Annotated in this window: 19 protein-coding genes and 3 tRNA genes; 11 read left to right on the forward strand and 11 right to left on the reverse strand. The window is 55.2% G+C overall.

Annotated features, from left to right (window positions below):
* Positions 1 to 74 precede the first annotated feature (74 nt).
* From KGP22_RS17890 to syd, 4 genes are all read right to left on the reverse strand, one after another.
* Positions 75 to 524 (reverse strand): flavodoxin, encoded by a 450-nt coding sequence (locus KGP22_RS17890; protein ID WP_029741558.1) that lies wholly within the window; start codon positions 522 to 524, stop codon positions 75 to 77.
* Positions 525 to 548: 24 nt separating this feature from the next.
* Entirely contained in the window at positions 549 to 1,325 is a 777-nt protein-coding gene (gene truC / locus KGP22_RS17895) for a tRNA pseudouridine(65) synthase TruC (protein WP_111965433.1), read from the reverse strand.
* Positions 1,322 to 1,651: a YqcC family protein gene (locus KGP22_RS17900; RefSeq protein ID WP_047173524.1), complete on the reverse strand. Its 330-nt coding sequence runs from the start codon at positions 1,649 to 1,651 to the stop codon at positions 1,322 to 1,324. The genes truC and KGP22_RS17900 overlap by 4 nt, the downstream gene beginning before the upstream one ends.
* A 631-nt stretch (positions 1,652 to 2,282) precedes the next feature.
* On the reverse strand, positions 2,283 to 2,828 hold the full coding sequence (gene syd / locus KGP22_RS17905) for a SecY-interacting protein (RefSeq protein WP_149366626.1): 546 nt from the start codon (positions 2,826 to 2,828) through the stop codon (positions 2,283 to 2,285).
* Between the two features lie 69 nt (positions 2,829 to 2,897).
* Here syd and queF point away from each other — a divergent pair, with 69 nt between their 5' ends.
* The 5 genes from queF (at position 2,898) to xni (ending at position 9,334) form a co-directional block, all read left to right on the forward strand.
* On the forward strand, positions 2,898 to 3,740 hold the full coding sequence (queF, locus tag KGP22_RS17910; protein WP_149366625.1) for an NADPH-dependent 7-cyano-7-deazaguanine reductase QueF: 843 nt from the start codon (positions 2,898 to 2,900) through the stop codon (positions 3,738 to 3,740).
* Between the two features lie 116 nt (positions 3,741 to 3,856).
* Positions 3,857 to 5,221 carry a nucleotide 5'-monophosphate nucleosidase PpnN gene (gene ppnN, locus KGP22_RS17915; RefSeq protein WP_023309027.1) on the forward strand — a complete coding sequence of 455 codons (1,365 nt, stop codon included), beginning with the start codon at positions 3,857 to 3,859 and terminating at the stop codon, positions 5,219 to 5,221.
* A 516-nt stretch (positions 5,222 to 5,737) separates the two neighbouring features.
* On the forward strand, positions 5,738 to 7,033 hold the full coding sequence (locus KGP22_RS17920) for an HAAAP family serine/threonine permease (protein ID WP_111965430.1): 1,296 nt from the start codon (positions 5,738 to 5,740) through the stop codon (positions 7,031 to 7,033).
* 65 nt (positions 7,034 to 7,098) lie between these two features.
* Positions 7,099 to 8,466 carry an L-serine ammonia-lyase gene (locus KGP22_RS17925; protein WP_111965429.1) on the forward strand — a complete coding sequence of 456 codons (1,368 nt, stop codon included), beginning with the start codon at positions 7,099 to 7,101 and terminating at the stop codon, positions 8,464 to 8,466.
* Positions 8,467 to 8,578: 112 nt separating this feature from the next.
* On the forward strand, positions 8,579 to 9,334 hold the full coding sequence (xni, locus tag KGP22_RS17930) for a flap endonuclease Xni (RefSeq protein ID WP_149366623.1): 756 nt from the start codon (positions 8,579 to 8,581) through the stop codon (positions 9,332 to 9,334).
* Between the two features lie 61 nt (positions 9,335 to 9,395).
* On the opposite strand, the gene rlmM is transcribed toward xni, so the two are convergent.
* From rlmM to KGP22_RS17950, 4 genes are all read right to left on the reverse strand, one after another.
* Positions 9,396 to 10,496 carry a 23S rRNA (cytidine(2498)-2'-O)-methyltransferase RlmM gene (gene rlmM, locus KGP22_RS17935; protein WP_111965427.1) on the reverse strand — a complete coding sequence of 367 codons (1,101 nt, stop codon included), beginning with the start codon at positions 10,494 to 10,496 and terminating at the stop codon, positions 9,396 to 9,398.
* The gene (locus KGP22_RS17940) at positions 10,489 to 10,884 is read right to left on the reverse strand and encodes a DUF423 domain-containing protein (RefSeq protein ID WP_023309031.1); all 396 of its coding nucleotides are present in this window, start codon (positions 10,882 to 10,884) and stop codon (positions 10,489 to 10,491) included. The genes rlmM and KGP22_RS17940 overlap by 8 nt, the downstream gene beginning before the upstream one ends.
* A 39-nt stretch (positions 10,885 to 10,923) precedes the next feature.
* On the reverse strand, positions 10,924 to 11,841 hold the full coding sequence (gene gcvA / locus KGP22_RS17945; protein ID WP_032643156.1) for a glycine cleavage system transcriptional regulator GcvA: 918 nt from the start codon (positions 11,839 to 11,841) through the stop codon (positions 10,924 to 10,926).
* Between the two features lie 349 nt (positions 11,842 to 12,190).
* On the reverse strand, positions 12,191 to 12,418 hold the full coding sequence (locus tag KGP22_RS17950; protein ID WP_008499648.1) for a YgdI/YgdR family lipoprotein: 228 nt from the start codon (positions 12,416 to 12,418) through the stop codon (positions 12,191 to 12,193).
* A gap of 192 nt (positions 12,419 to 12,610) precedes the next feature.
* On the opposite strand from KGP22_RS17950, the gene csdA reads away from it, so the two are divergent.
* Positions 12,611 to 13,816, forward strand: coding sequence for a cysteine desulfurase CsdA (gene csdA, locus KGP22_RS17955; RefSeq protein ID WP_223580435.1), 1,206 nt, complete (start codon positions 12,611 to 12,613; stop codon positions 13,814 to 13,816).
* The gene (gene csdE, locus KGP22_RS17960) at positions 13,816 to 14,262 is read left to right on the forward strand and encodes a cysteine desulfurase sulfur acceptor subunit CsdE (RefSeq protein WP_223580437.1); all 447 of its coding nucleotides are present in this window, start codon (positions 13,816 to 13,818) and stop codon (positions 14,260 to 14,262) included. The genes csdA and csdE overlap by 1 nt, the downstream gene beginning before the upstream one ends.
* Here csdE and tcdA read toward each other — a convergent pair.
* Together tcdA and mltA are read right to left on the reverse strand one after the other, a co-directional pair.
* Positions 14,253 to 15,059: a tRNA cyclic N6-threonylcarbamoyladenosine(37) synthase TcdA gene (tcdA, locus tag KGP22_RS17965; RefSeq protein ID WP_003862764.1), complete on the reverse strand. Its 807-nt coding sequence runs from the start codon at positions 15,057 to 15,059 to the stop codon at positions 14,253 to 14,255. The two genes, csdE and tcdA, sit on opposite strands and share 10 nt — an antisense overlap.
* A 75-nt stretch (positions 15,060 to 15,134) precedes the next feature.
* Complete coding sequence (gene mltA / locus KGP22_RS17970) at positions 15,135 to 16,232, reverse strand: murein transglycosylase A (RefSeq protein ID WP_111965423.1); 1,098 nt, start codon at positions 16,230 to 16,232, stop codon at positions 15,135 to 15,137.
* A gap of 208 nt (positions 16,233 to 16,440) precedes the next feature.
* On the opposite strand from mltA, the gene KGP22_RS17975 reads away from it, so the two are divergent.
* From KGP22_RS17975 to KGP22_RS17985, 3 genes are all read left to right on the forward strand, one after another.
* Positions 16,441 to 16,517 (forward strand) — tRNA-Met (locus KGP22_RS17975).
* Between the two features lie 45 nt (positions 16,518 to 16,562).
* Positions 16,563 to 16,639, forward strand: a tRNA-Met gene (locus KGP22_RS17980).
* A 44-nt stretch (positions 16,640 to 16,683) separates the two neighbouring features.
* Positions 16,684 to 16,760, forward strand: a tRNA-Met gene (locus tag KGP22_RS17985).
* Positions 16,761 to 16,847: 87 nt separating this feature from the next.
* Here KGP22_RS17985 and amiC read toward each other — a convergent pair.
* Positions 16,848 to 18,101: an N-acetylmuramoyl-L-alanine amidase AmiC gene (amiC, locus tag KGP22_RS17990; RefSeq protein WP_023309036.1), complete on the reverse strand. Its 1,254-nt coding sequence runs from the start codon at positions 18,099 to 18,101 to the stop codon at positions 16,848 to 16,850.
* Positions 18,102 to 18,328: 227 nt separating this feature from the next.
* On the opposite strand from amiC, the gene argA reads away from it, so the two are divergent.
* Positions 18,329 to 19,660: an amino-acid N-acetyltransferase gene (gene argA, locus KGP22_RS17995; RefSeq protein ID WP_008499655.1), complete on the forward strand. Its 1,332-nt coding sequence runs from the start codon at positions 18,329 to 18,331 to the stop codon at positions 19,658 to 19,660.
* Positions 19,661 to 19,671 lie beyond the last annotated feature (11 nt).

Below are 19,671 nucleotides of genomic sequence, written 5' to 3' on the forward strand. Positions count from 1 at the left end.
GATGCTTCACGGAATTGAGGATTTGGTGCGGCTTCGTTGCCGGGTGGCGGTTAAGCCTTACCCGGCCTGGAGAACTATTTAAGCAGCGTTGCCCAGTGTTCGACCCACGGGTTTGATTCGCTTTCTGGCTCCGGGTGCTCACCCGCGTCAATCAGCAGCATCTCGCCGACGCGCTGGGCGCTCTGTTCCTGAAGGAGCGCATCGAACTGCTTGCCGCCGCCGCAGAAGTTAGCGTAAGAGCTGTCGCCGAGGGCGATGATGCCGTAGTGAACATCTGGCTGATAGCCAAGCTGGTCTTTAATGCCCTGGAACAGCGGCACGATGCTGTCCGGCAGGTCGCCCTGCCCGGTAGTGGAGGTCACCACCAGAATGTATTTATCTTTATACTTTTCCCAGTCCGCCAGCTCCGGATCTTCATAGACCGTGGCTTTATGGCCCTGGCTGGCGAGTATTGCCTCAGCCTCTTCCGCTACCAGCAGCGAGTTGCCGTACATTGTGCCGACAAAAATGCCTACTTCAGCCATGCTATTTTCCCATATTGAATGCGTTTACTGTTCATCCTGAACGTTGCCCGATACAAACTCAACCCTTTCATTTTCGGGGAGTTGTCCCAGCCAGCCAAACTGTGACAGCGCCTGCATCCAGACGTCGTCCAGCCCCGCGCGGATAGTCAGCGGCTCGCCGGTAAACGGGTGCGTCAGGCTGAGCTCACTTGCGTGCAGCATCAGACGATGGCAGCCAAAGTGTTCGGCCGCGCTGCGGTTCTGGCGTAAATCACCGTGTTTGCTGTCGCCAATAATCGGGTGGCGCAGATGCGCAAGATGGCGTCGCAGCTGGTGCTTACGCCCGGTTTTGGGCAGAAGCTCAACCAGGCTGTAGCGTGTGGTCGGAAATTTGCTGGTGGCCACCGGCATTTCGGTCGTCGCCATGGCGCGATAATCCGTCACGGCGGGCTGCGGGCCTTTGTCATCGCGGGCAAATTTATCGGCGATTTTGTCCAGCTCCTCCACAAGCGGGTAGTCCAGCGTGGCGGACTCGGTCAGCCAGCCCCGCACGATCGCGTGGTAGCGCTTCTGGATCTGATGTTGTTCAAACTGCTGCGCCAGCAGACGCCCCGCCTCGCTGGAAAGCCCCATCAGCAGCACGCCGGAAGTTGGCCTGTCGAGACGATGGGCGGTAAAAACATGCTGACCAATCTGATCGCGAACGGTCTGCATCACCACCACTTTCTCATCACGATCGAGCCAGCTGCGGTGCACCAGCCAGCCAGACGGTTTATTCACCGCCACCAGCCACTCATCCTGATAGAGGATCTCAAGCGTCATGCATCTTCACCGGCAAACAGGGAATCCAGTTTTTCCAGTTCCACCAGCATGACGTCGCGCGCAGGGTGCGTCGCTTCGAGCGCCATTTCATAATAGGGAGAGACAGCAAACGCCTGCGGCAGCGGGTGACCGCCCTCAAGCAGGGCGTGCATCCGCGGAATTAACACCCACTGCAGCCACTCAAACGGGGCCAGCGTATCCAGGCAGAAAGGCTGGGTGCTCGCGAACGCTTCTGGCTGCGGCGCAGTCTCCTGCCACAGCTGATGTTGGCGCAAAAGGGCTTCGATGGCGTGCAACTGAGCACGAACGCTATCGTGTTGCGTCATAGTAACCTCAACTGAAAAAGTGAACGGCGCGCAGCATAGCATTGCGGAAGGCAGAAATAAAAAAAGGGAGCACTGTAAAAACAGTGCTCCCGGTTCGTTCCGCAGCATTCCAGCTACAATTCGTGCTCCCTGCTCATCCGTGACAACTTTTCCTGAAGCCCGAAGGCCTGGTCATCCGTCTACCTTCGCATCGTGCACACATCTTCCTGACGTGTTTGTTTCATCCTGAAACGTCCTGGCCTTCCTGACCCACCGACCATCCTGACCGGTTCTCGTTCTCCTTCCTGGAGGTGTCCCTTACGCATCTTGCGTTATCCGCTTCGCTTCATCCTGAAGCCTTCCTGCAGCGCCATCCTGACGAGTCCTGAGTGAGAAACGCCATCATCCTGATGTTCGTTTCTCGTGTCGGCTTCCTGTCGACGGAGATAGAATCCGCTATTCCGCTTCGTCTTACAACCCACTCAGCCAGCGTTGTAAGACGCGAGGACTCCCTAAAAATAATAGGCAGAACAACTAATTCATTGAAAAATAGAGTGATATTAATCTGAATTTAATGAGGTAATACTGAATGTTCCAGCGATCTCTCACAAACGTTGTAAGAGATCTCTCACACGCGTTATAGCATCAGGGATTACAGAAGTGGCTCAAGGCGGGTGAGGAAATCCGCAAGAGAGGGGGCGAGAGTCTCGCGATTGCGGGTACCGATAGTCTCTTTAATCACTTCACCTGACAGGTTACAGACGGAGATAACGTCGAGCTCGCTGTCCAGCGTGGCAATAAAGAGCGTCGGAGAAAGCTTAAGGCGTTTTTGCGTGACAAGATGACCAATCAGGTTTTCCTGAACACGCTGCAGATCGTCTTCGCTCCAGGTCTGCAACAGCGTCAGCGTCATATCGGCAAAGCGCGCGGGCATATCCCCTGCGAACTGCGCGGTATAAAATGCGTGAACCGCTGGTTGTACCACAATGTCCATTGCCCGCTCAACCGCATTTACATTTTGCTCGCCGTCAAAAGGTTTTGGTTGCCAGATAACGTAATCGTCGAGCGAAGAGATAATACACGGTGAAGGTACGCCATATAAATCAGAACTTTGCGGCCACGTGCCCTGCTTTTCATGCCATGCGTCGCAGTAGCGGGTCGTAAAGGTAGTGAGGGCATTTACAGTTTCGATGTCCACCGATTTCTCTCTTCTTGTCAGACAGGATAAACTCAGGCCATAAGTGTACCTGTAAAGTGGCTATGAAACATGTCTTACGAAAATCATCAGGCGTTAACCGGCTTAACGCTGGGTAAATCGACCGATTACCGCGATACCTACGATGCAAGCCTGCTGCAGGGCGTTCCGCGCAGCCTGAACCGCGATCCTCTGGGTCTGCACGCAGACGCGCTGCCGTTCGTGGGTGGCGATATCTGGACGCTGTACGAACTCTCGTGGCTCAACTCACGCGGCCTGCCGCAGGTGGCGGTGGGTCACGTTGAGCTGGACTATGCCAGCGTTAATCTCGTCGAGTCTAAAAGCTTTAAGCTCTATCTCAACAGCTTTAACCAGACAAAATTTAACAGCTGGGACGACGTTCAGCACACGCTGGAACGTGATTTAAGCGCCTGCGCGCAGGGAAAGGTGAGCGTTTCATTGTATCGCCTGCACGAGCTGGAAGGGCAGCCAGTCGCCCACTTCAACGGAACCTGCATCGACGATCAGGATATTGAGGTGGAGAATTATGAATTTAGCGCCGATTACCTCGAAAACGCGGCGAGTGGCAAGGTGGTCGAAGAGACGCTGGTCAGCCATCTGCTGAAATCCAACTGCCTGATCACCCACCAGCCGGACTGGGGCTCGGTGCAGATCCAGTACCGCGGCCCGAAAATTGACCGGGAAAAATTGCTGCGCTACCTAGTGTCATTCCGACATCACAACGAATTCCACGAGCAGTGCGTGGAGCGCATCTTTAGCGATATTCAGCGCTTCTGCCAGCCAGAAAAACTGAGCGTTTATGCGCGCTATACCCGCCGCGGCGGTCTGGACATCAACCCGTGGCGCACCAACACCGATTTTGTGCCGGCGACCGGACGGCTGGTGCGTCAATAATATAAATATTTTCACAATATGCGCGGTATCTTCCGCGCTTTAGGTTGTGAAACGTCACGCGCCAGGGCTATTGTAATCAACAGGGAAAGACGATAATCGTCCCGTAAGGAGCTCACTTGATTACACATATTAGCCCGCTTGGCTCAATGGATATGTTGTCGCAGCTGGAAGTGGACATGCTTAAGCGCACGGCCAGCAGCGATCTTTATCAACTGTTTCGTAACTGTTCACTTGCCGTACTGAACTCCGGAAGCCTGACAGATAACAGTAAAGAACTGCTGTCCCGCTTCGAAAGCTTTGATATCAACGTGCTTCGCCGCGAGCGTGGCGTGAAGCTTGAAGTCATCAACCCGCCGGAAGAGGCCTTTGTTGACGGGCGTATCATTCGTTCACTTCAGGCTAACCTGTTTGCCGTGCTGCGTGACATCCTGTTTGTTAACGGGCAGATCCACAACGCAGGTCGTTTCCAGCATCTCGATCTGGAAAGCTCGGTCCATATCACCAACCTGGTGTTCTCCATTTTGCGTAACGCCCGTGCCCTGCACGTTGGCGAAGCGCCGAACATGGTTGTCTGCTGGGGCGGCCACTCCATTAACGAAACCGAATACCTTTATGCCCGTCGGGTTGGAACGCAACTCGGCCTGCGTGAGCTGAATATCTGTACCGGCTGCGGTCCGGGTGCGATGGAAGCACCAATGAAAGGAGCGGCGGTTGGGCATGCGCAACAGCGTTATAAAGAGGGACGCTTTATCGGCATGACCGAACCGTCCATCATCGCCGCTGAGCCACCTAACCCGCTGGTTAATGAGCTGATTATCATGCCGGATATTGAGAAGCGTCTTGAAGCGTTTGTCCGTATCGCCCACGGCATTATCATCTTCCCGGGCGGCGTGGGGACAGCGGAAGAGCTGCTCTATCTGCTGGGTATTCTGATGAACCCCGCCAACAAGGATCAGGTTCTGCCGCTGATCCTGACCGGGCCAAAAGAGAGCGCCGACTACTTCCGCGTGCTGGACGAGTTTATCGTGCACACGCTGGGTGAAGCCGCACGTCGTCACTATCGCATCATCATTGACGATGCCGCGGAAGTGGCGCGCCAGATGAAAAAAGCGATGCCGCTGGTGAAGGAGAACCGTCGCGATACCGGCGATGCGTACAGCTTTAACTGGTCAATCCGTATTGCGCCAGACCTGCAGATCCCGTTCGAGCCAACTCACGAAAATATGGCGAACCTGAAACTCTACCCGGACCAGCCGGTGGAAGTCCTGGCTGCCGATCTGCGTCGCGCCTTCTCCGGTATTGTCGCGGGCAACGTGAAAGAGATGGGCATCCGCGCCATTGAACAGTACGGTCCGTACAAGATCCACGGTGACCCGGAGATGATGCGCCGCATGGACGACATGCTGCAGGGCTTTGTCGCCCAGCACCGCATGAAGCTGCCAGGCTCAGCCTATATTCCTTGCTACGAAATCTGCACATAACGCTTAGCGATATCTCATCAAAGCCGGGTCGCCCTGTTGCGCGTCCCGGCTTTTTTTTATTCCCGATGTAATTCATACGAATCACTTATGTCTTTAACAAACTATGCACAAACGCAAACGATTACCTTGTTTTCTCAACCGTAAATTATCAGCCTTAATCTAAATTACCCGTCAGAAAATACTAAAAACCCCTTTCTTTACAGCTAAAGACACCTATATCACGGGTCAGTCTTTCAGCTCACATGTCGTTGGTGGTAGCCTTCGCGCCCGTAAATTCTCTTTGGTGTTTTTTTAACAGATAAATGGTCTAAAGATGCCCACATCATAAGTGGATTATTGCATTTGGGATCAGGATCACTGATAGATTCATAACTAGAATGTATCTTTCCGCCCGCCAATAGTTACGGGCAAAAATTATTAAAAAACCGTCACTGAACGAATTTCATATTACCGTCAGGCACTTTTTCATCGGATTTGACTAAAAACCTGACAATTCGCTTCCTCCAGGAGATATAGATGGAAACCACTCAAACCAGCACCGTTGCTTCGATTGAATCCCGAAGTGGTTGGCGCAAAACGGATACCATGTGGATGCTTGGCCTTTACGGCACGGCAATCGGCGCTGGTGTACTGTTCCTTCCTATCAACGCAGGCGTCGGCGGTCTGATTCCGCTGATCATTATGGCTATCATTGCTTTCCCGATGACCTTCTTTGCACACCGCGGTTTGACCCGCTTCGTGCTGTCCGGTAAAAACCCGGGCGAAGACATCACTGAAGTGGTTGAAGAGCATTTCGGAGTGGGTGCAGGTAAGCTGATTACCCTGCTCTACTTCTTCGCGATTTACCCTATCCTGCTGGTTTACAGCGTGGCGATTACCAACACCGTTGAAAGCTTCATGCTGCACCAGCTGCACATGACACCGCCTCCACGTGCCATCCTGTCTCTAATCCTGATTGTCGGCATGATGACCATCGTGCGCTTCGGTGAGCAGATGATTGTGAAGGCGATGAGCGTGCTGGTGTTCCCGTTTGTGGCTGCACTGATGCTGCTGGCCTGCTACCTGATCCCACAGTGGAACGGTGCAGCGCTGGAAACCCTGTCCCTGAGCAGCGCATCGGCGACCGGTAACGGCCTGCTGATGACCCTCTGGCTGGCGATTCCGGTAATGGTCTTCTCCTTCAACCACTCTCCAATCATCTCTTCCTTCGCCGTTGCGAAACGTGAAGAGTACGGTAACGGCGCAGAGAAGAAGTGCTCCAGCATCCTGGCACGCGCTCACATCATGATGGTTCTGACCGTTATGTTCTTCGTCTTCAGCTGCGTACTGAGCCTCTCCCCGGCAGACCTGGCTGCAGCGAAAGAGCAGAACATCTCTATCCTGTCTTACCTGGCGAACCACTTTAACGCACCGCTGATTGCGTGGATGGCACCGATCATCGCGATTATCGCCATCACCAAATCCTTCCTGGGCCACTACCTCGGCGCACGTGAAGGCTTCAACGGTATGGTGATTAAATCTCTGCGCGGTAAAGGCAAGAGCATTGAAATCAACAAGCTGAACAAAATCACCGCGCTGTTCATGCTGCTCACCACCTGGGCAGTAGCGACCCTGAACCCAAGCATCCTGGGCATGATTGAAACCCTGGGCGGCCCGGTCATCGCGATGATTCTGTTCCTGATGCCGATGTACGCGATTCAGAAAGTCCCTGCTATGCGTAAGTACAGCGGTCATGTGAGCAACGTGTTTGTGGTTATCATGGGTCTTATCGCAATCTCTGCGATCTTCTACTCCCTGTATACCATGTTCTGATTACCACCCGCGCCGTTTTCGGACGGCGCACTCCTCCCTCTCTGACTGAAAGCAATGGACGCATCATGATTAGCGTATTCGATATCTTCAAAATCGGTATTGGTCCTTCCAGCTCTCATACCGTCGGACCGATGAAAGCCGGTAAGCAGTTCACGGATGACTTGATTGCACGCGGCATCTTGCACGACATTACGCGCGTGGTTGTAGATGTGTACGGATCGCTTTCCCTGACCGGGAAAGGCCACCATACCGATATCGCCATTATCATGGGCCTGGCGGGAAACCTGCCGGATACCGTTGATATTGATGCGATCCCTGGTTTCATCCAGGACGTTAATACCCACGGGCGCCTGCTGCTGGCGAACGGCGAGCACGAGGTTGAATTCCCGGTTGACCATTGCATGAATTTCCATGCGGACAACCTGTCGCTGCACGAAAACGGCATGCGCATTACCGCGCTGGCCGGCGAAAAAGCGGTATACAGCCAGACTTATTACTCTATCGGCGGCGGCTTTATCGTCGACGAAGACCACTTTGGTCAAACCAGTACTTCCTCTGTCGAGGTGCCGTATCCGTACAAAACGGCGGCAGACCTCCAGCGCCACTGCCAGGAGACGGGCCTTTCCCTCTCCGGCCTGATGATGAAAAACGAGCTGGCACTTCACAGCAAAGAGGAGCTCGAACAGCACTTCACAAACGTTTGGGAAGTGATGCGCGGCGGTATTGAGCGCGGGATCACCACCGAAGGCGTTCTGCCGGGCAAGCTTCGCGTGCCGCGTCGTGCTGCTGCGCTGCGCCGTATGCTGGTGAGCACCGACAAAACGACAACGGACCCGATGGCCGTGGTGGACTGGATCAACATGTTCGCCCTGGCGGTAAACGAAGAGAACGCCGCAGGAGGCCGCGTGGTCACCGCGCCGACTAACGGCGCCTGCGGTATCGTTCCGGCGGTGCTGGCGTACTACGACAAGTTTATCCGTGAAGTGAACGCGAACTCACTGGCGCGCTACCTGCTGGTGGCCAGTGCGATTGGTTCTCTGTATAAGATGAACGCGTCTATTTCCGGTGCGGAAGTGGGCTGTCAGGGTGAAGTCGGCGTGGCGTGCTCTATGGCGGCGGCGGGTCTGGCGGAACTCTTGGGCGCAAGCCCGGCGCAGGTGTGCATCGCTGCGGAAATCGGTATGGAACACAACCTGGGGCTGACCTGTGACCCGGTTGCCGGCCAGGTACAGGTGCCGTGCATCGAGCGTAACGCGATTGCCTCCGTGAAGGCGGTTAACGCGGCGCGAATGGCGCTGCGCCGCACCAGCGAGCCTCGCGTCTGTCTCGATAAGGTTATCGAAACCATGTACGAAACCGGTAAAGATATGAACGCCAAATACCGCGAAACCTCTCGCGGCGGCCTGGCGATGAAGATCGTAACCTGCGATTAAGCCTCTCAGGAAGCCTCGTTTTGCGAGGCTTCTTCCTGTTTTCCCCACCATTCATAGTTTCACGCTGCTGACAGTGTTACCCTTCACGTATGAGATAGAAGGGAGATTATCTGTGGCCGTTCATTTACTTATCGTCGATGCACTAAACCTGATTCGCCGTATCCATGCGGTACAGGGGACGCCTTGTAAAGACACCTGCCTGCACGCGCTGGAACAGCTTATCCGCCACAGCGAGCCCACCCATGCGGTCGCGGTTTTTGATGACGAAGACCGCAACACGGGCTGGCGACACCAGCGTTTGCCCGACTACAAAGCCGGACGCGCACCGATGCCGGACGATCTTCACGCTGAATTGCCCATGCTGCGCGCTGCATTTGAACAGCGGGGCGTCCCCTGCTGGGGCGCACAGGGCAATGAAGCCGACGATCTCGCGGCCACTCTGGCCGTAAAGGTAGCCAGCGCCGGGCATCAGGCCACTATCGTTTCAACTGACAAAGGCTACTGTCAGCTGCTCTCCCCAACTATCCGCATTCGCGACTATTTTCAAAAACGCTGGCTGGACGCGCCGTTTATTGCCGGCGAGTTCGGCGTCTCGCCCGGACAACTGCCGGATTACTGGGGGCTGGCAGGCATCAGCAGCTCTAAGGTTCCGGGTGTCGCCGGTATTGGGCCGAAAAGCGCCGCGCAGCTGCTGGCCGATTTTCAGAGTCTGGAAGGGATTTACGCCCGTCTGGATGAGGTGCCGGAAAAGTGGCGCAAGAAGCTGGAGGCGCATAAAGAGATGGCGTTTATCTGCCGGGAAATCGCAACGCTACAGACGGATTTACAGCTCGACGGGAATTTACAGCAGCTGCGTTTAGAACGTTAAAACCACTACACAGTTTTTTTGCCCGGTAAGCGCAGCGCCACCGGGCAAAACAAAGCACGTACTATCGCTCGTCGCGACGTCCGCCGACCGCAGCCCACCAGCGACGAATGTGCACCGTCACCTCTTCGCGGTCGTGATACAGCTGACGCGCCTGGATCTCCACGTTAATACCGTGTTCATCCATCTGCTCCTGAATGTAGGCCAGGTTCTGCGACACTTCCTCATAGCGCTTTTTCATGGGCAGCTTGAGGTTGAAAATGGTCTCACGACACCAGCCGTTGACAAGCCAGGAGGCCATCAGCGCGGCGACTTTTGCCGGCTTCTCAACCATATCGCACACCATCCACGAGATGTTGTTACGGTTCGGGCGATAGCGGAAACCGTCTTCACGCAGCCAGGTGACCTGCCCGGTGTCCATCAGGCTTTGCGCCATTGGGCCGTTATCAACGGACGATACCCACATGTTGCGTTTCACCAGCTGATAGGTCCAGCCGCCCGGGCATGCGCCAAGGTCGACGGCGTACATACCGTTTGCCAGACGCTCATCCCACTCATCCGCCGGGATAAAGACGTGGAACGCCTCTTCCAGCTTGAGCGTGGAACGGCTTGGCGCATCGGCCGGGAAGCGCAAACGCGGGATTCCCATAAAGAAGGGAGAGTTGTTGGTGGTGTACGAATAGCCTGCATAGCAGCAGCCCGGTGCGATAAAGAAGATATGCACCACCGGACGCTTCGGCGTTTCGTAGTTCGTCAGCACGCCCGCATCACGCAGCGCCGCACGCAGCGGCACGGTGAACTTACGGCAGAACTTCATCAGCTCTTTACTTTCGTTGGTATCCGCCACTTCAACGCGCAGATCGCCGCCCTTTTCCACCACGCCCTGCAGCATGCCGACAATTGGCGTGATGCGGTCTTCCGGCGGAAGATCCTTCAGCAGCTCACCCGCAACAAACATCTGGCGAGCAAAGATCAGCGAGCTGAACGGCAGCTCGCGTGCCAGCTTGTCTGCGTCTTCGGGCTGGTAGCACTCGAATACCACATAGCCCGCGTTCTCTTTTACGCGGGCAAAGCCGAAGACTTCGCGCTTCGCCGCTTTATCGGTAATTTCCGCGGCGCACTCTTTCTCAAACCCCGGGCGACAATATAAAACAACCTTATTCATGAACAACGCCCTTGCGTTTCAGACGGATAGCTCCGATAAACATTAATACCCAACCCGCCAGGAAGCTGAAGCCACCGACGGGTGTAACGAACGCCCACAGGCGCAGATGTGAGAGCGCAAGGCAGTACAGGCTACCGCTGAATAACACGGTACCCAGCGCCATAAACACGCTGCTCCAGTAAAACCAGATACTGATACGACGCTGCATCGCCACCGCCAGCCCAAAAATAGCCAGCGTGTGGAATGCCTGATATTCAAGGCCGGTCTGGATCCAGCCCATCTCTACAGCGCCCAAAGACTTGCTTAATACATGTGCGCCAAAGGCGCCCAGTGCAACAAAAATAAAGCCACTCACCGCGGCAAAAATCAGCATGAATCGGCTGGTCATGTTTAAGTCCTGAGTTGATGCGTGCCCGGCACACAAACGTTATTGTTCATACCTGAAGCGGAATTTTTCTTGCTCGGTTGCCGCTTTCGCCAGTATCCACTGCCGGAAGGCGGCTATTTTACCCAGTTCTGCCTGACTGTCATGACAAACCAGATAAAACGCATTCTTGCTGACCAGTACATCATTAAAAGGGCAGACCAGGCGGCCTGCCTCAATTTCAGACTGCGCCATGACGTTGTTCGCCAACGCCACGCCCTGTCCGTGAATGGCAGCCTGTAACACCATCGCACTGTGGCTAAAGATGGGTCCCTGCTGCACGTTTATATGAGTAAGACCTAATTGACGGGTATAAGTTTGCCAGTCGCGGCGAGAGGCATCATGCAAAAGCGTATGCTGCGCCAGATCAGCGGGAGACTTCAGCGCCTTGTCGCCCGTTAACAGCAGGGGAGAACAGACCGGCAGGAGATATTCTGCGTATAATTTCTCAACACGCAAGCCCGGCCAGTTACCGCGACCATAAAAAATGGCGACATCCACGTCATCGGCCAGCTTGTCCTCCTGACGATCTACCGCCTGGATTCGAACGTCGATTCCCGGATAAGCTGAGTTAAAGCTTGAGAGTCTGGGCACCAGCCATTGAATCGCAAAACTGGGCAATAAACTGACAGTCAGGGCCCCTTTTGCACTGCGAGCCTGTAGCTTACGCGTGGCTTCCGTAAGCTGGGAAAAAATCTCTTTAATATCCTGAAAATAGCTCTGCCCCTCTTCGGTCAACAGCAACGAACGGTTGCGTCGACGAAACAGCTTAAGGCCCAGAAAATCCTCCAGAGACTTGATTTGGTGACTTACTGCGGCCTGTGTCACAAAAAGCTCATCTGCTGCGCGGGTAAAGCTCAGGTGACGTGCTGCTGCATCAAAAACACGTAATGCATTAAGAGGTGGCAATCGCTTTGACATGGTTATCTGGCTTAGATGTTAACGGATTTTAACAAACAGGAAACAACGTTTAACCTATTAGTTTTTTTTATCTGAGCCATTATAATTTGTCCGTTGAGGAACTACCAGCAAATACCTATAGTGGCGGCACTTCCTGAGCCGGAACGAAGAGCTTTTTTCGGAATGCGTGTTCTGAAGGGCTTTTGGCTTACGGTTGTGATGTTGTGTTGTTGTGTTTGCAATTGGTCTGCGATTCAGACCACGGTAGCAACGCTACCAATTTTTCACTTCCTGTACATTTACCCTGTCTGTCCATAGTGATTAATGTAGCACCGCCAATTTGCGGTGCTTTTTTTTCGCTTGCGATCTGTTAATGCTCGATCTCTTTCATCTCTTTCACGTCCGTGCGGTTGATCTGCTGCTTGTTCCCGTTAGCATCTTTGTACGAAATCATCCCGGTATCATTATCGGTAGTCGGTTTCCCTTCCGAAACGATAGAACGACCATCGTTGGTGTGCATCACGTAGTTATTACCAGAACAGGCGCTCAGGGCAAAAGTAAACGCACAGGCAGAAATGATTGCAGCTGTCTTATTCATGATTATTCTCCTTTAGCAATTAATGCTATTCAAACCTCGATTTATAACAGGCTAAAACATCCGCCTAACACTATTTAGCATAACCTGCTTTTTTGAGGTCATCAGGATAAGCAGACAATTCTGATAGATATCAACCTCCTTGCCCTGCAGCTGAAATTGCGCGACGATCGCTATATTGAAATGAGGAATCCCATGAACGCTTTCAGCCCTGCGCAGTTCCGCGCACAGTTTCCGGCCCTGGCCGATGCCGGTATTTATCTGGATAGCGCCGCCACCGCCCTTAAGCCCCAGGCTGTGATTGAGGCCACTCAGCAGTTCTACAGCCTGAGCGCCGGGAACGTGCATCGCAGCCAGTTTGCCGAAGCGCAGCGGTTAACCGCGCGCTATGAAGCGGCACGCGATCAGGTCGCTCGCCTGATCAATGCCGAAAGCGGGAAAAACATCGTCTGGACGCGCGGCACGACCGAGGCCATCAACATGGTGGCCCAGTGCTACGCGCGCCCGCTGCTTCAGCCGGGCGATGAGATCGTCGTCAGCGAGGCGGAACATCACGCCAACCTGGTGCCGTGGCTGATGGTGGCCGAGCAGACGGGCGCACGCGTGGTGAAGCTTCCGCTGGGTGCAGACCTTCTGCCCGATGTAGCCCGTCTCCCCGAGCTGATTACCTCCCGCAGCCGCATTCTGGCGCTCGGACAGATGTCGAACGTCACGGGAGGTTGCCCGGATCTGGCTCAGGCCATTCGCATAGCCCATGCCAGCGGGATGGTGGTGATGGTTGACGGCGCTCAGGGCGTGGTGCACTTCCCCGCTGATGTGCAGGCGCTTGATATCGACTTCTATGCCTTCTCGGGACATAAGCTATACGGTCCAACCGGTATAGGGGCACTGTACGGCAAGCAAGAACTGCTGGCAAAAATGACGCCGTGGCTTGGTGGCGGCAAAATGATTACCGAAGTGTCGTTCGATGGCTTCAAAACTCAGGATGTTCCCTATCGTCTGGAAGCCGGTACGCCGAACGTGGCGGGGGTGATTGGCTTAAGCGCGGCGCTGGAGTGGCTGGTTGAAACCGACATTGTCCAGGCTGAAAGCTGGAGCCGGGGTCTAGCGACGCTGGCAGAGGAAGAACTCAAAAAGCGCCCGGGCTTCCGCTCGTTCCGCGTTCAGGACTCAAGCCTGCTCGCCTTTGATTTTGCGGGCGTACATCACAGCGACATGGTGACGCTGCTGGCCGGATACGGCATTGCCCTGCGTGCCGGACAGCACTGCGCCCAGCCGCTGCTTGCGGCGCTTGGCGTTAACGGTACGCTGCGCGCCTCGTTTGCGCCGTATAATACCCAAAGCGATGTCGACGCGCTGGTTGCCGCCGTTGACCGCGCCCTTGAAATACTGGTGGATTAATGACTAGCGCTGCTTTAGCCGGACACCCGTTTGGCACCGTCATCACAGAAGAGACCTTGAAACAGACCTTCGCCCCGCTCCAGCAGTGGGAAGATAAATATCGACAGCTGATCCTGCTGGGTAAACAGCTCCCTGCCCTTTCAGACGATCTCAAAGCGCAGGCGAAAGAGATTGCGGGCTGTGAGAATCGAGTCTGGCTGGGCGTGAGCGTCTCCGGCGAAAAGCTGCACTTCTTCGGCGACAGCGAAGGCCGCATAGTCCGGGGCCTGCTGGCCGTATTGTTGACCGCTGTGGAAGGGAAAAGCGCGGCGGAACTGCTGGCGCATTCGCCGCTGGCGTTATTTGATGAGCTTGGGCTGCGCGCGCAGCTCAGCGCCTCGCGCGGTCAGGGGCTGATCGCGCTAAGCGAAGCCGTGCACGACGCCGCACGCCAGGCTCAGGCCTGACGCTCCGCTTTCGCCATCATCTTCTTCAGGGCGTGTGACACCGCCACAAAGCCAAAGGAAGCGGTCACCATCGTGGCCGCGCCAAAGCCTGAGGCACAATCCATCCTCTTTGGTCCTTCCGCCGTGCTTTTCATCGCGCACACGGAGCCGTCCGCCTGCGGGTAAACCAGCGCTTCGGTCGAGAACACGCAGTCAACGCCCAGCTTGCCTTTGCTGTTCTTCACCACGTTAAAGTCGCTCTTCAGGCGCTCACGCAGCTTAGCCGCCAGCGGATCCTGAATGGTTTTCGCCAGATCGGCTACCTGGATCTGCGTAGGGTCGATTTGCCCACCCGCGCCGCCCGTCGTCACCAGGGGAACCTTGTAACGACGACAGTAGGCGATCAGCGCCGCTTTTGGCCGCACGCTGTCGATGGCGTCAATCACATAGCTGTAGCCTTTGCTCATATACTCCGCGACGTTATCTGCCGTCACAAAGTCGTCGATCACCGTGACCTGACATTCCGGGTTGATCAGGCGGATACGCTCCGCCATGACCTCAGACTTCGCCAGACCAACGTTATCACGCAGGGCGTGGATTTGACGGTTGGTGTTGGTGACGCAAACGTCATCCATGTCTATCAGCGTGATTGCGCCAATACCGGTTCTCGCCAGCGCTTCTGCCGCCCACGACCCCACACCACCAATGCCCACGACGCAGACATGCGCATCCGCAAACAGCTGCAGGGCTTTTTCACCATATAAACGTGCCGTCCCGCCAAAACGCTGGCGCCAGGCGTCGCTGATTACCACAGACATAAAACCTCAGATGTAAAAAGGGTGAGGTTATCCTCACCCTGAACAGTAATCCGTATTGCGCTCAGAATACCACGATCAGCCGCTGAATACGTTTCCGGCACCTGGTGCCGCCTTCAGTACCCACACGCGTCCGTAGTGATTATACCAGCCCGCGCGATGGCCTGCGTCAGGGCCAATGCCCTGATAGATGTCGAAGTGCTGGCCTTTAATCGCCCCGCCGACGTCCAGCGCCACCATCAGACGCAGCTCATACTGGCCGTTGAACTTGCCGTTGTTGTCCAGCAGCGGGACCTCAGCAAGCAGCGTGGTGCCTGCAGGAATAATCGAACGATCGGATGCTACCGACGCGCGGCCAATCAGCGGAACTGCGCTCGCCCCTTTCACCGGCGCGAAGTTTTGCGGTTTGAAGAAGACGAACGACGGGTTCTGCTCCAGCAGCTCGCGCACCTCGGCCTCGCTGTGCTTCTCGCCCCATTCGCGGATCGCCTGCATCGACATATCTTCTTTCTTCACTTCGCCGCGGTCGATCAGCACCTTGCCGATACTGCGATAGGCATGGCCGTTTTTACCGGAATAGCTGAAGAAGTTAAGTGGCGAACCGTCGCCAAAATCGATGTAGCCGCTGCCCTGAACGTCCATGATGAAGTTATCCATCAGGGAGTTGCTGTAGGCCAGAACGTAGTTTTCGCTCAGCGCACCGGCGTAGATCTCGGCGCGCGACGGGAGGCGACCGCGTTTTGGCGGCATACGGTAGATAGGATACTGGAACTCGCCCTGACGCGAGTGTCGTGCCTGGATAACTGGGGTGTAATAGCCGGTAAACTGGACGTTGCCGTAGTTATCGGCCCCTTCCATCTGCCAGGCGTCGATACCAAACTGGCGCATATTGCGCGTATCGCCGCCTGCTTTAAGCCAGTCCTGGACCGCGTTATACACGCTACTCTGGGCGCCATACAGACGCGGCGACGCGTTGCGGATCTGGTAGACCTGCTCGGAGAAATCACCGGCATTAATCGGTGCGCCGACAGCATCAGGCTGATTAACTAAAGAGAAAGGCTGGGATAACTTCCCGTCTTTATACTGTTGACCGCGATCGGTCGGTTTGGAAGAACAGGCCGCAAGAATCGCTACCATTGCGCCCGTCATCAGATACTTCGCCCAACGTCCTTTCATTATATCTCGTCTTTAAGTTGCCCATTTCCGCGTGATGAAGATAACAAACCGCCAGGGCTAATGAAATGCGATCGCATGCCCTTTGGCAAATTTTGCGCAAAAAATAGTCCAAACAACGCCATGTCGTTCAATTTACATACAAAATCATGATAAATGTGAAAAAGGGGTTGCATCACAAGTCTATCCGAGTATAGTGCGCATCCACGGACGCGGGGTGGAGCAGCCTGGTAGCTCGTCGGGCTCATAACCCGAAGGTCGTCGGTTCAAATCCGGCCCCCGCAACCAATTAAAATTTGATGAAGTATCTTCTACGACCAGTAGAAAGACGGACGCGGGGTGGAGCAGCCTGGTAGCTCGTCGGGCTCATAACCCGAAGGTCGTCGGTTCAAATCCGGCCCCCGCAACCAATCAAATTTGAAGAAGTAAGTTTCTACAAGAGTAGAAAGACGGACGCGGGGTGGAGCAGCCTGGTAGCTCGTCGGGCTCATAACCCGAAGGTCGTCGGTTCAAATCCGGCCCCCGCAACCAACACTTCTAAAACAATAAACACCCTGAAGGGTGTTTTTTTGTATCTGTCGTTTGTGAATTTGCCGGGCGTCTACCCGGCTGAGAGCGTTATCCGCGCCGCGCCAGCGTCGCCCCGTCAGAGAAATACGCACGAATCCCTGCCAGAATCGACTCCGCAACCTCCTGCTGGAATTTTGCGGTCTTGAGCTTACGCTCCTCTTCCACGTTACTGATAAACGCGGTTTCAACCAGGATGGACGGAATATCCGGCGCCTTGAGTACCGCAAATCCGGCCTGTTCAACGCTGTTCTTATGCAGCTTATTGATGTTCCCCAGCTTGCCCAGCACCGCTTTACCAAACTTCAGGCTGTCGTTAATGGTCAGCGACTGCACCATATCGAACATGGTGTGGTCGACGTAGCGATCGCCGCTTTTGCTTACGCCACCAATCAGGTCCGAGGCGTTCTGGGTGTCCGCAAGGTATCTCGCGGCGGTACTGGTCGCGCCTTTGGTTGAGAGCGCAAACACCGACGAGCCGCTTGGCTGACGGCTGGTAAACGCATCCGCATGAATTGAGACGAACAAATCTGCGCGCTGCTTCTGCGCTTTCGCCACCCGGACCTTAAGCGGAATAAAGATATCTTCATTGCGCGTCATATAGGCGCGCATATTGCCTTCTTTATCAATCAACGCCTTCAGGCGACGGGCAATTTGCAGCACCACGTCTTTTTCACGCGTACGGTATTTTCCCACCGCGCCGGAGTCTTCGCCGCCATGGCCAGGATCGAGCATGATCACAATCGGACGATCGCGCCCTGCTTTCCCCGGCTGCGGACCACTTTGCGCGGGCGGCACCTGACGCTGAAGATCGCCTTTGTTGTAATCCTCCAGCAGGGCGAGAAGCGGATCCTGAATATCCGTCGCATTCGCCGGGTAAAGATCCATCACCAAACGCTCTTTAAACGTCGCGACGGGCGCCAGGGCGAACAGCTGCGGCTTCACGTTCTGCTTAAGCTCAAACACCATGCGCACGGTTTGCGGGTCGAACTGCCCGACGCGCGCCGATTTAATAAACGGATCGTCGCCGCGGATCTGCGCCGCCATCCCTTTCAGCACGGAGTTGAGGTTAACGCCTTCGAGATCCACCACCACGCGTTCCGGGTTGCTGAGGGCAAATTGCTTATATTTCAGCACGCGATTGGATTCGACCGTCACGCGCGTATAGGTCGACGATGGCCAGACGCGCACCGCTACCACCTGACTGGTTGCGGCAAGACCGACCTGACTGACGCTAAGCAACCACATTGCCCCGGCCCCTTTTAACAAACGGCGGCGGCTTATTGCTGAATTGGATCCCGACATGCTTCTCCCGAGCAAGAACACTGACTGATATACAAAATGTCCAGATTGACCGAAAACTTTAACGAATGACGCATAAACTGTCATCTATAAAAGGGTAAACAATCATACGCTAACGCACGGATTACTTACCAAATTCTGTGGGTCGTGGAAAATTTGCGCTTGCACACGCGGTCACAATCGAATAAAAATACATAAATTACGAATAAACATTCATTAAGGGTTGTGCCATGGTGAAGGAACGTAGAACCGAACTGGTCCAGGGATTCCGCCATTCTGTTCCCTATATCAACGCCCATCGGGGAAAAACGTTTGTCATCATGCTTGGCGGCGAAGCCATTGAGCATGAAAATTTTTCCAGCATCGTCAATGACATTGGCCTGCTGCACAGCCTCGGGATCCGCCTGGTGGTGGTTTATGGCGCCCGTCCGCAGATCGACGCCAACCTGGCCGCTCATCACCACGAGCCGATTTACCACAAACATACCCGCGTCACGGATGCTAAAACCCTTGAGCTAGTGAAACAGGCGGCAGGTCTGCTGCAGCTGGATATTACCGCTCGCCTGTCCATGAGCCTGAACAACACGCCGCTGCAGGGCGCGCATATCAACGTCGTGAGCGGCAACTTTATCATTGCCCAGCCGCTCGGCGTGGACGATGGCGTGGATTACTGCCACAGCGGTCGCATTCGTCGTATTGATGAAGAAGCTATTCACCGCCAGCTGGACAGCGGTGCCATCGTGCTGATGGGCCCGGTCGCCGTTTCCGTGACTGGCGAAAGCTTTAACCTGACGTCCGAGGAGATTGCCACGCAGCTGGCAATCAAGCTGAAGGCTGAAAAAATGATTGGGTTCTGCTCCTCCCAGGGCGTCGTGAACGATGAAGGAACAATCGTACCGGAACTCTTCCCGAACGAAGCCCAGGCCCGCGTGGAAGCGCTGGAAGCCGAAGGCGATTACCACTCCGGCACCGTCCGCTTCCTGCGTGGCGCCGTGAAGGCCTGCCGCAGCGGCGTGCGCCGCAGCCACCTGATCAGCTATCAGGAAGATGGCGCCCTGCTGCAGGAGTTGTTCTCCCGCGACGGTATTGGTACGCAGATTGTCATGGAGAGCGCGGAGCAGATCCGCCGCGCCACCATCAACGATATCGGCGGTATTCTGGAACTGATCCGCCCGCTGGAACAGCAGGGTATCCTGGTGCGTCGTTCACGCGAGCAGCTGGAGATGGAGATCGACAAATTCACCATTATTCAGCGCGATAACCTGACCATCGCCTGCGCCGCGCTCTATCCGTTCCCGGAAGAGAAGATCGGTGAAATGGCCTGCGTGGCGGTGCATCCTGATTACCGTAGCTCTTCACGCGGTGAAATGCTGCTTGAGCGCGTGGCGGCGCAGGCGCGCCAGATGGGGCTGAGCAAGCTGTTCGTCCTGACGACGCGCAGCATTCACTGGTTCCAGGAGCGCGGGTTCACGCCGGTGGATATCGATTCTCTGCCGGAAACAAAGAAAGAGATGTACAACTATCAGCGTCGTTCAAAGGTGCTGATGGCCGATCTGGGATAATACGACGCCCT

This window comes from Enterobacter sp. JBIWA005 (genome assembly GCF_019968805.1).
Taxonomy (GTDB): Bacteria; Pseudomonadota; Gammaproteobacteria; order Enterobacterales; family Enterobacteriaceae; genus Enterobacter; species Enterobacter vonholyi.

Bases quoted from the DNA above. Each gene is read 5' to 3' on its own strand.
- KGP22_RS17890 (WP_029741558.1), bottom strand. From the start codon at position 524: ATGGCTGAAGTAGGCATTTTTGTCGGCACAATGTACGGCAACTCGCTG.
- truC (WP_111965433.1), bottom strand. From the start codon at position 1,325: ATGACGCTTGAGATCCTCTATCAGGATGAGTGGCTGGTGGCGGTGAAT.
- KGP22_RS17900 (WP_047173524.1), bottom strand. From the start codon at position 1,651: ATGACGCAACACGATAGCGTTCGTGCTCAGTTGCACGCCATCGAAGCC.
- queF (WP_149366625.1), top strand. From the start codon at position 2,898: ATGTCTTACGAAAATCATCAGGCGTTAACCGGCTTAACGCTGGGTAAA.
- KGP22_RS17920 (WP_111965430.1), top strand. From the start codon at position 5,738: ATGGAAACCACTCAAACCAGCACCGTTGCTTCGATTGAATCCCGAAGT.
- KGP22_RS17925 (WP_111965429.1), top strand. From the start codon at position 7,099: ATGATTAGCGTATTCGATATCTTCAAAATCGGTATTGGTCCTTCCAGC.
- rlmM (WP_111965427.1), bottom strand. From the start codon at position 10,496: ATGAATAAGGTTGTTTTATATTGTCGCCCGGGGTTTGAGAAAGAGTGC.
- KGP22_RS17940 (WP_023309031.1), bottom strand. From the start codon at position 10,884: ATGACCAGCCGATTCATGCTGATTTTTGCCGCGGTGAGTGGCTTTATT.
- gcvA (WP_032643156.1), bottom strand. From the start codon at position 11,841: ATGTCAAAGCGATTGCCACCTCTTAATGCATTACGTGTTTTTGATGCA.
- KGP22_RS17950 (WP_008499648.1), bottom strand. From the start codon at position 12,418: ATGAATAAGACAGCTGCAATCATTTCTGCCTGTGCGTTTACTTTTGCC.
- csdA (WP_223580435.1), top strand. From the start codon at position 12,611: ATGAACGCTTTCAGCCCTGCGCAGTTCCGCGCACAGTTTCCGGCCCTG.
- csdE (WP_223580437.1), top strand. From the start codon at position 13,816: ATGACTAGCGCTGCTTTAGCCGGACACCCGTTTGGCACCGTCATCACA.
- tcdA (WP_003862764.1), bottom strand. From the start codon at position 15,059: ATGTCTGTGGTAATCAGCGACGCCTGGCGCCAGCGTTTTGGCGGGACG.
- mltA (WP_111965423.1), bottom strand. From the start codon at position 16,232: ATGAAAGGACGTTGGGCGAAGTATCTGATGACGGGCGCAATGGTAGCG.
- amiC (WP_023309036.1), bottom strand. From the start codon at position 18,101: ATGTCGGGATCCAATTCAGCAATAAGCCGCCGCCGTTTGTTAAAAGGG.
- argA (WP_008499655.1), top strand. From the start codon at position 18,329: ATGGTGAAGGAACGTAGAACCGAACTGGTCCAGGGATTCCGCCATTCT.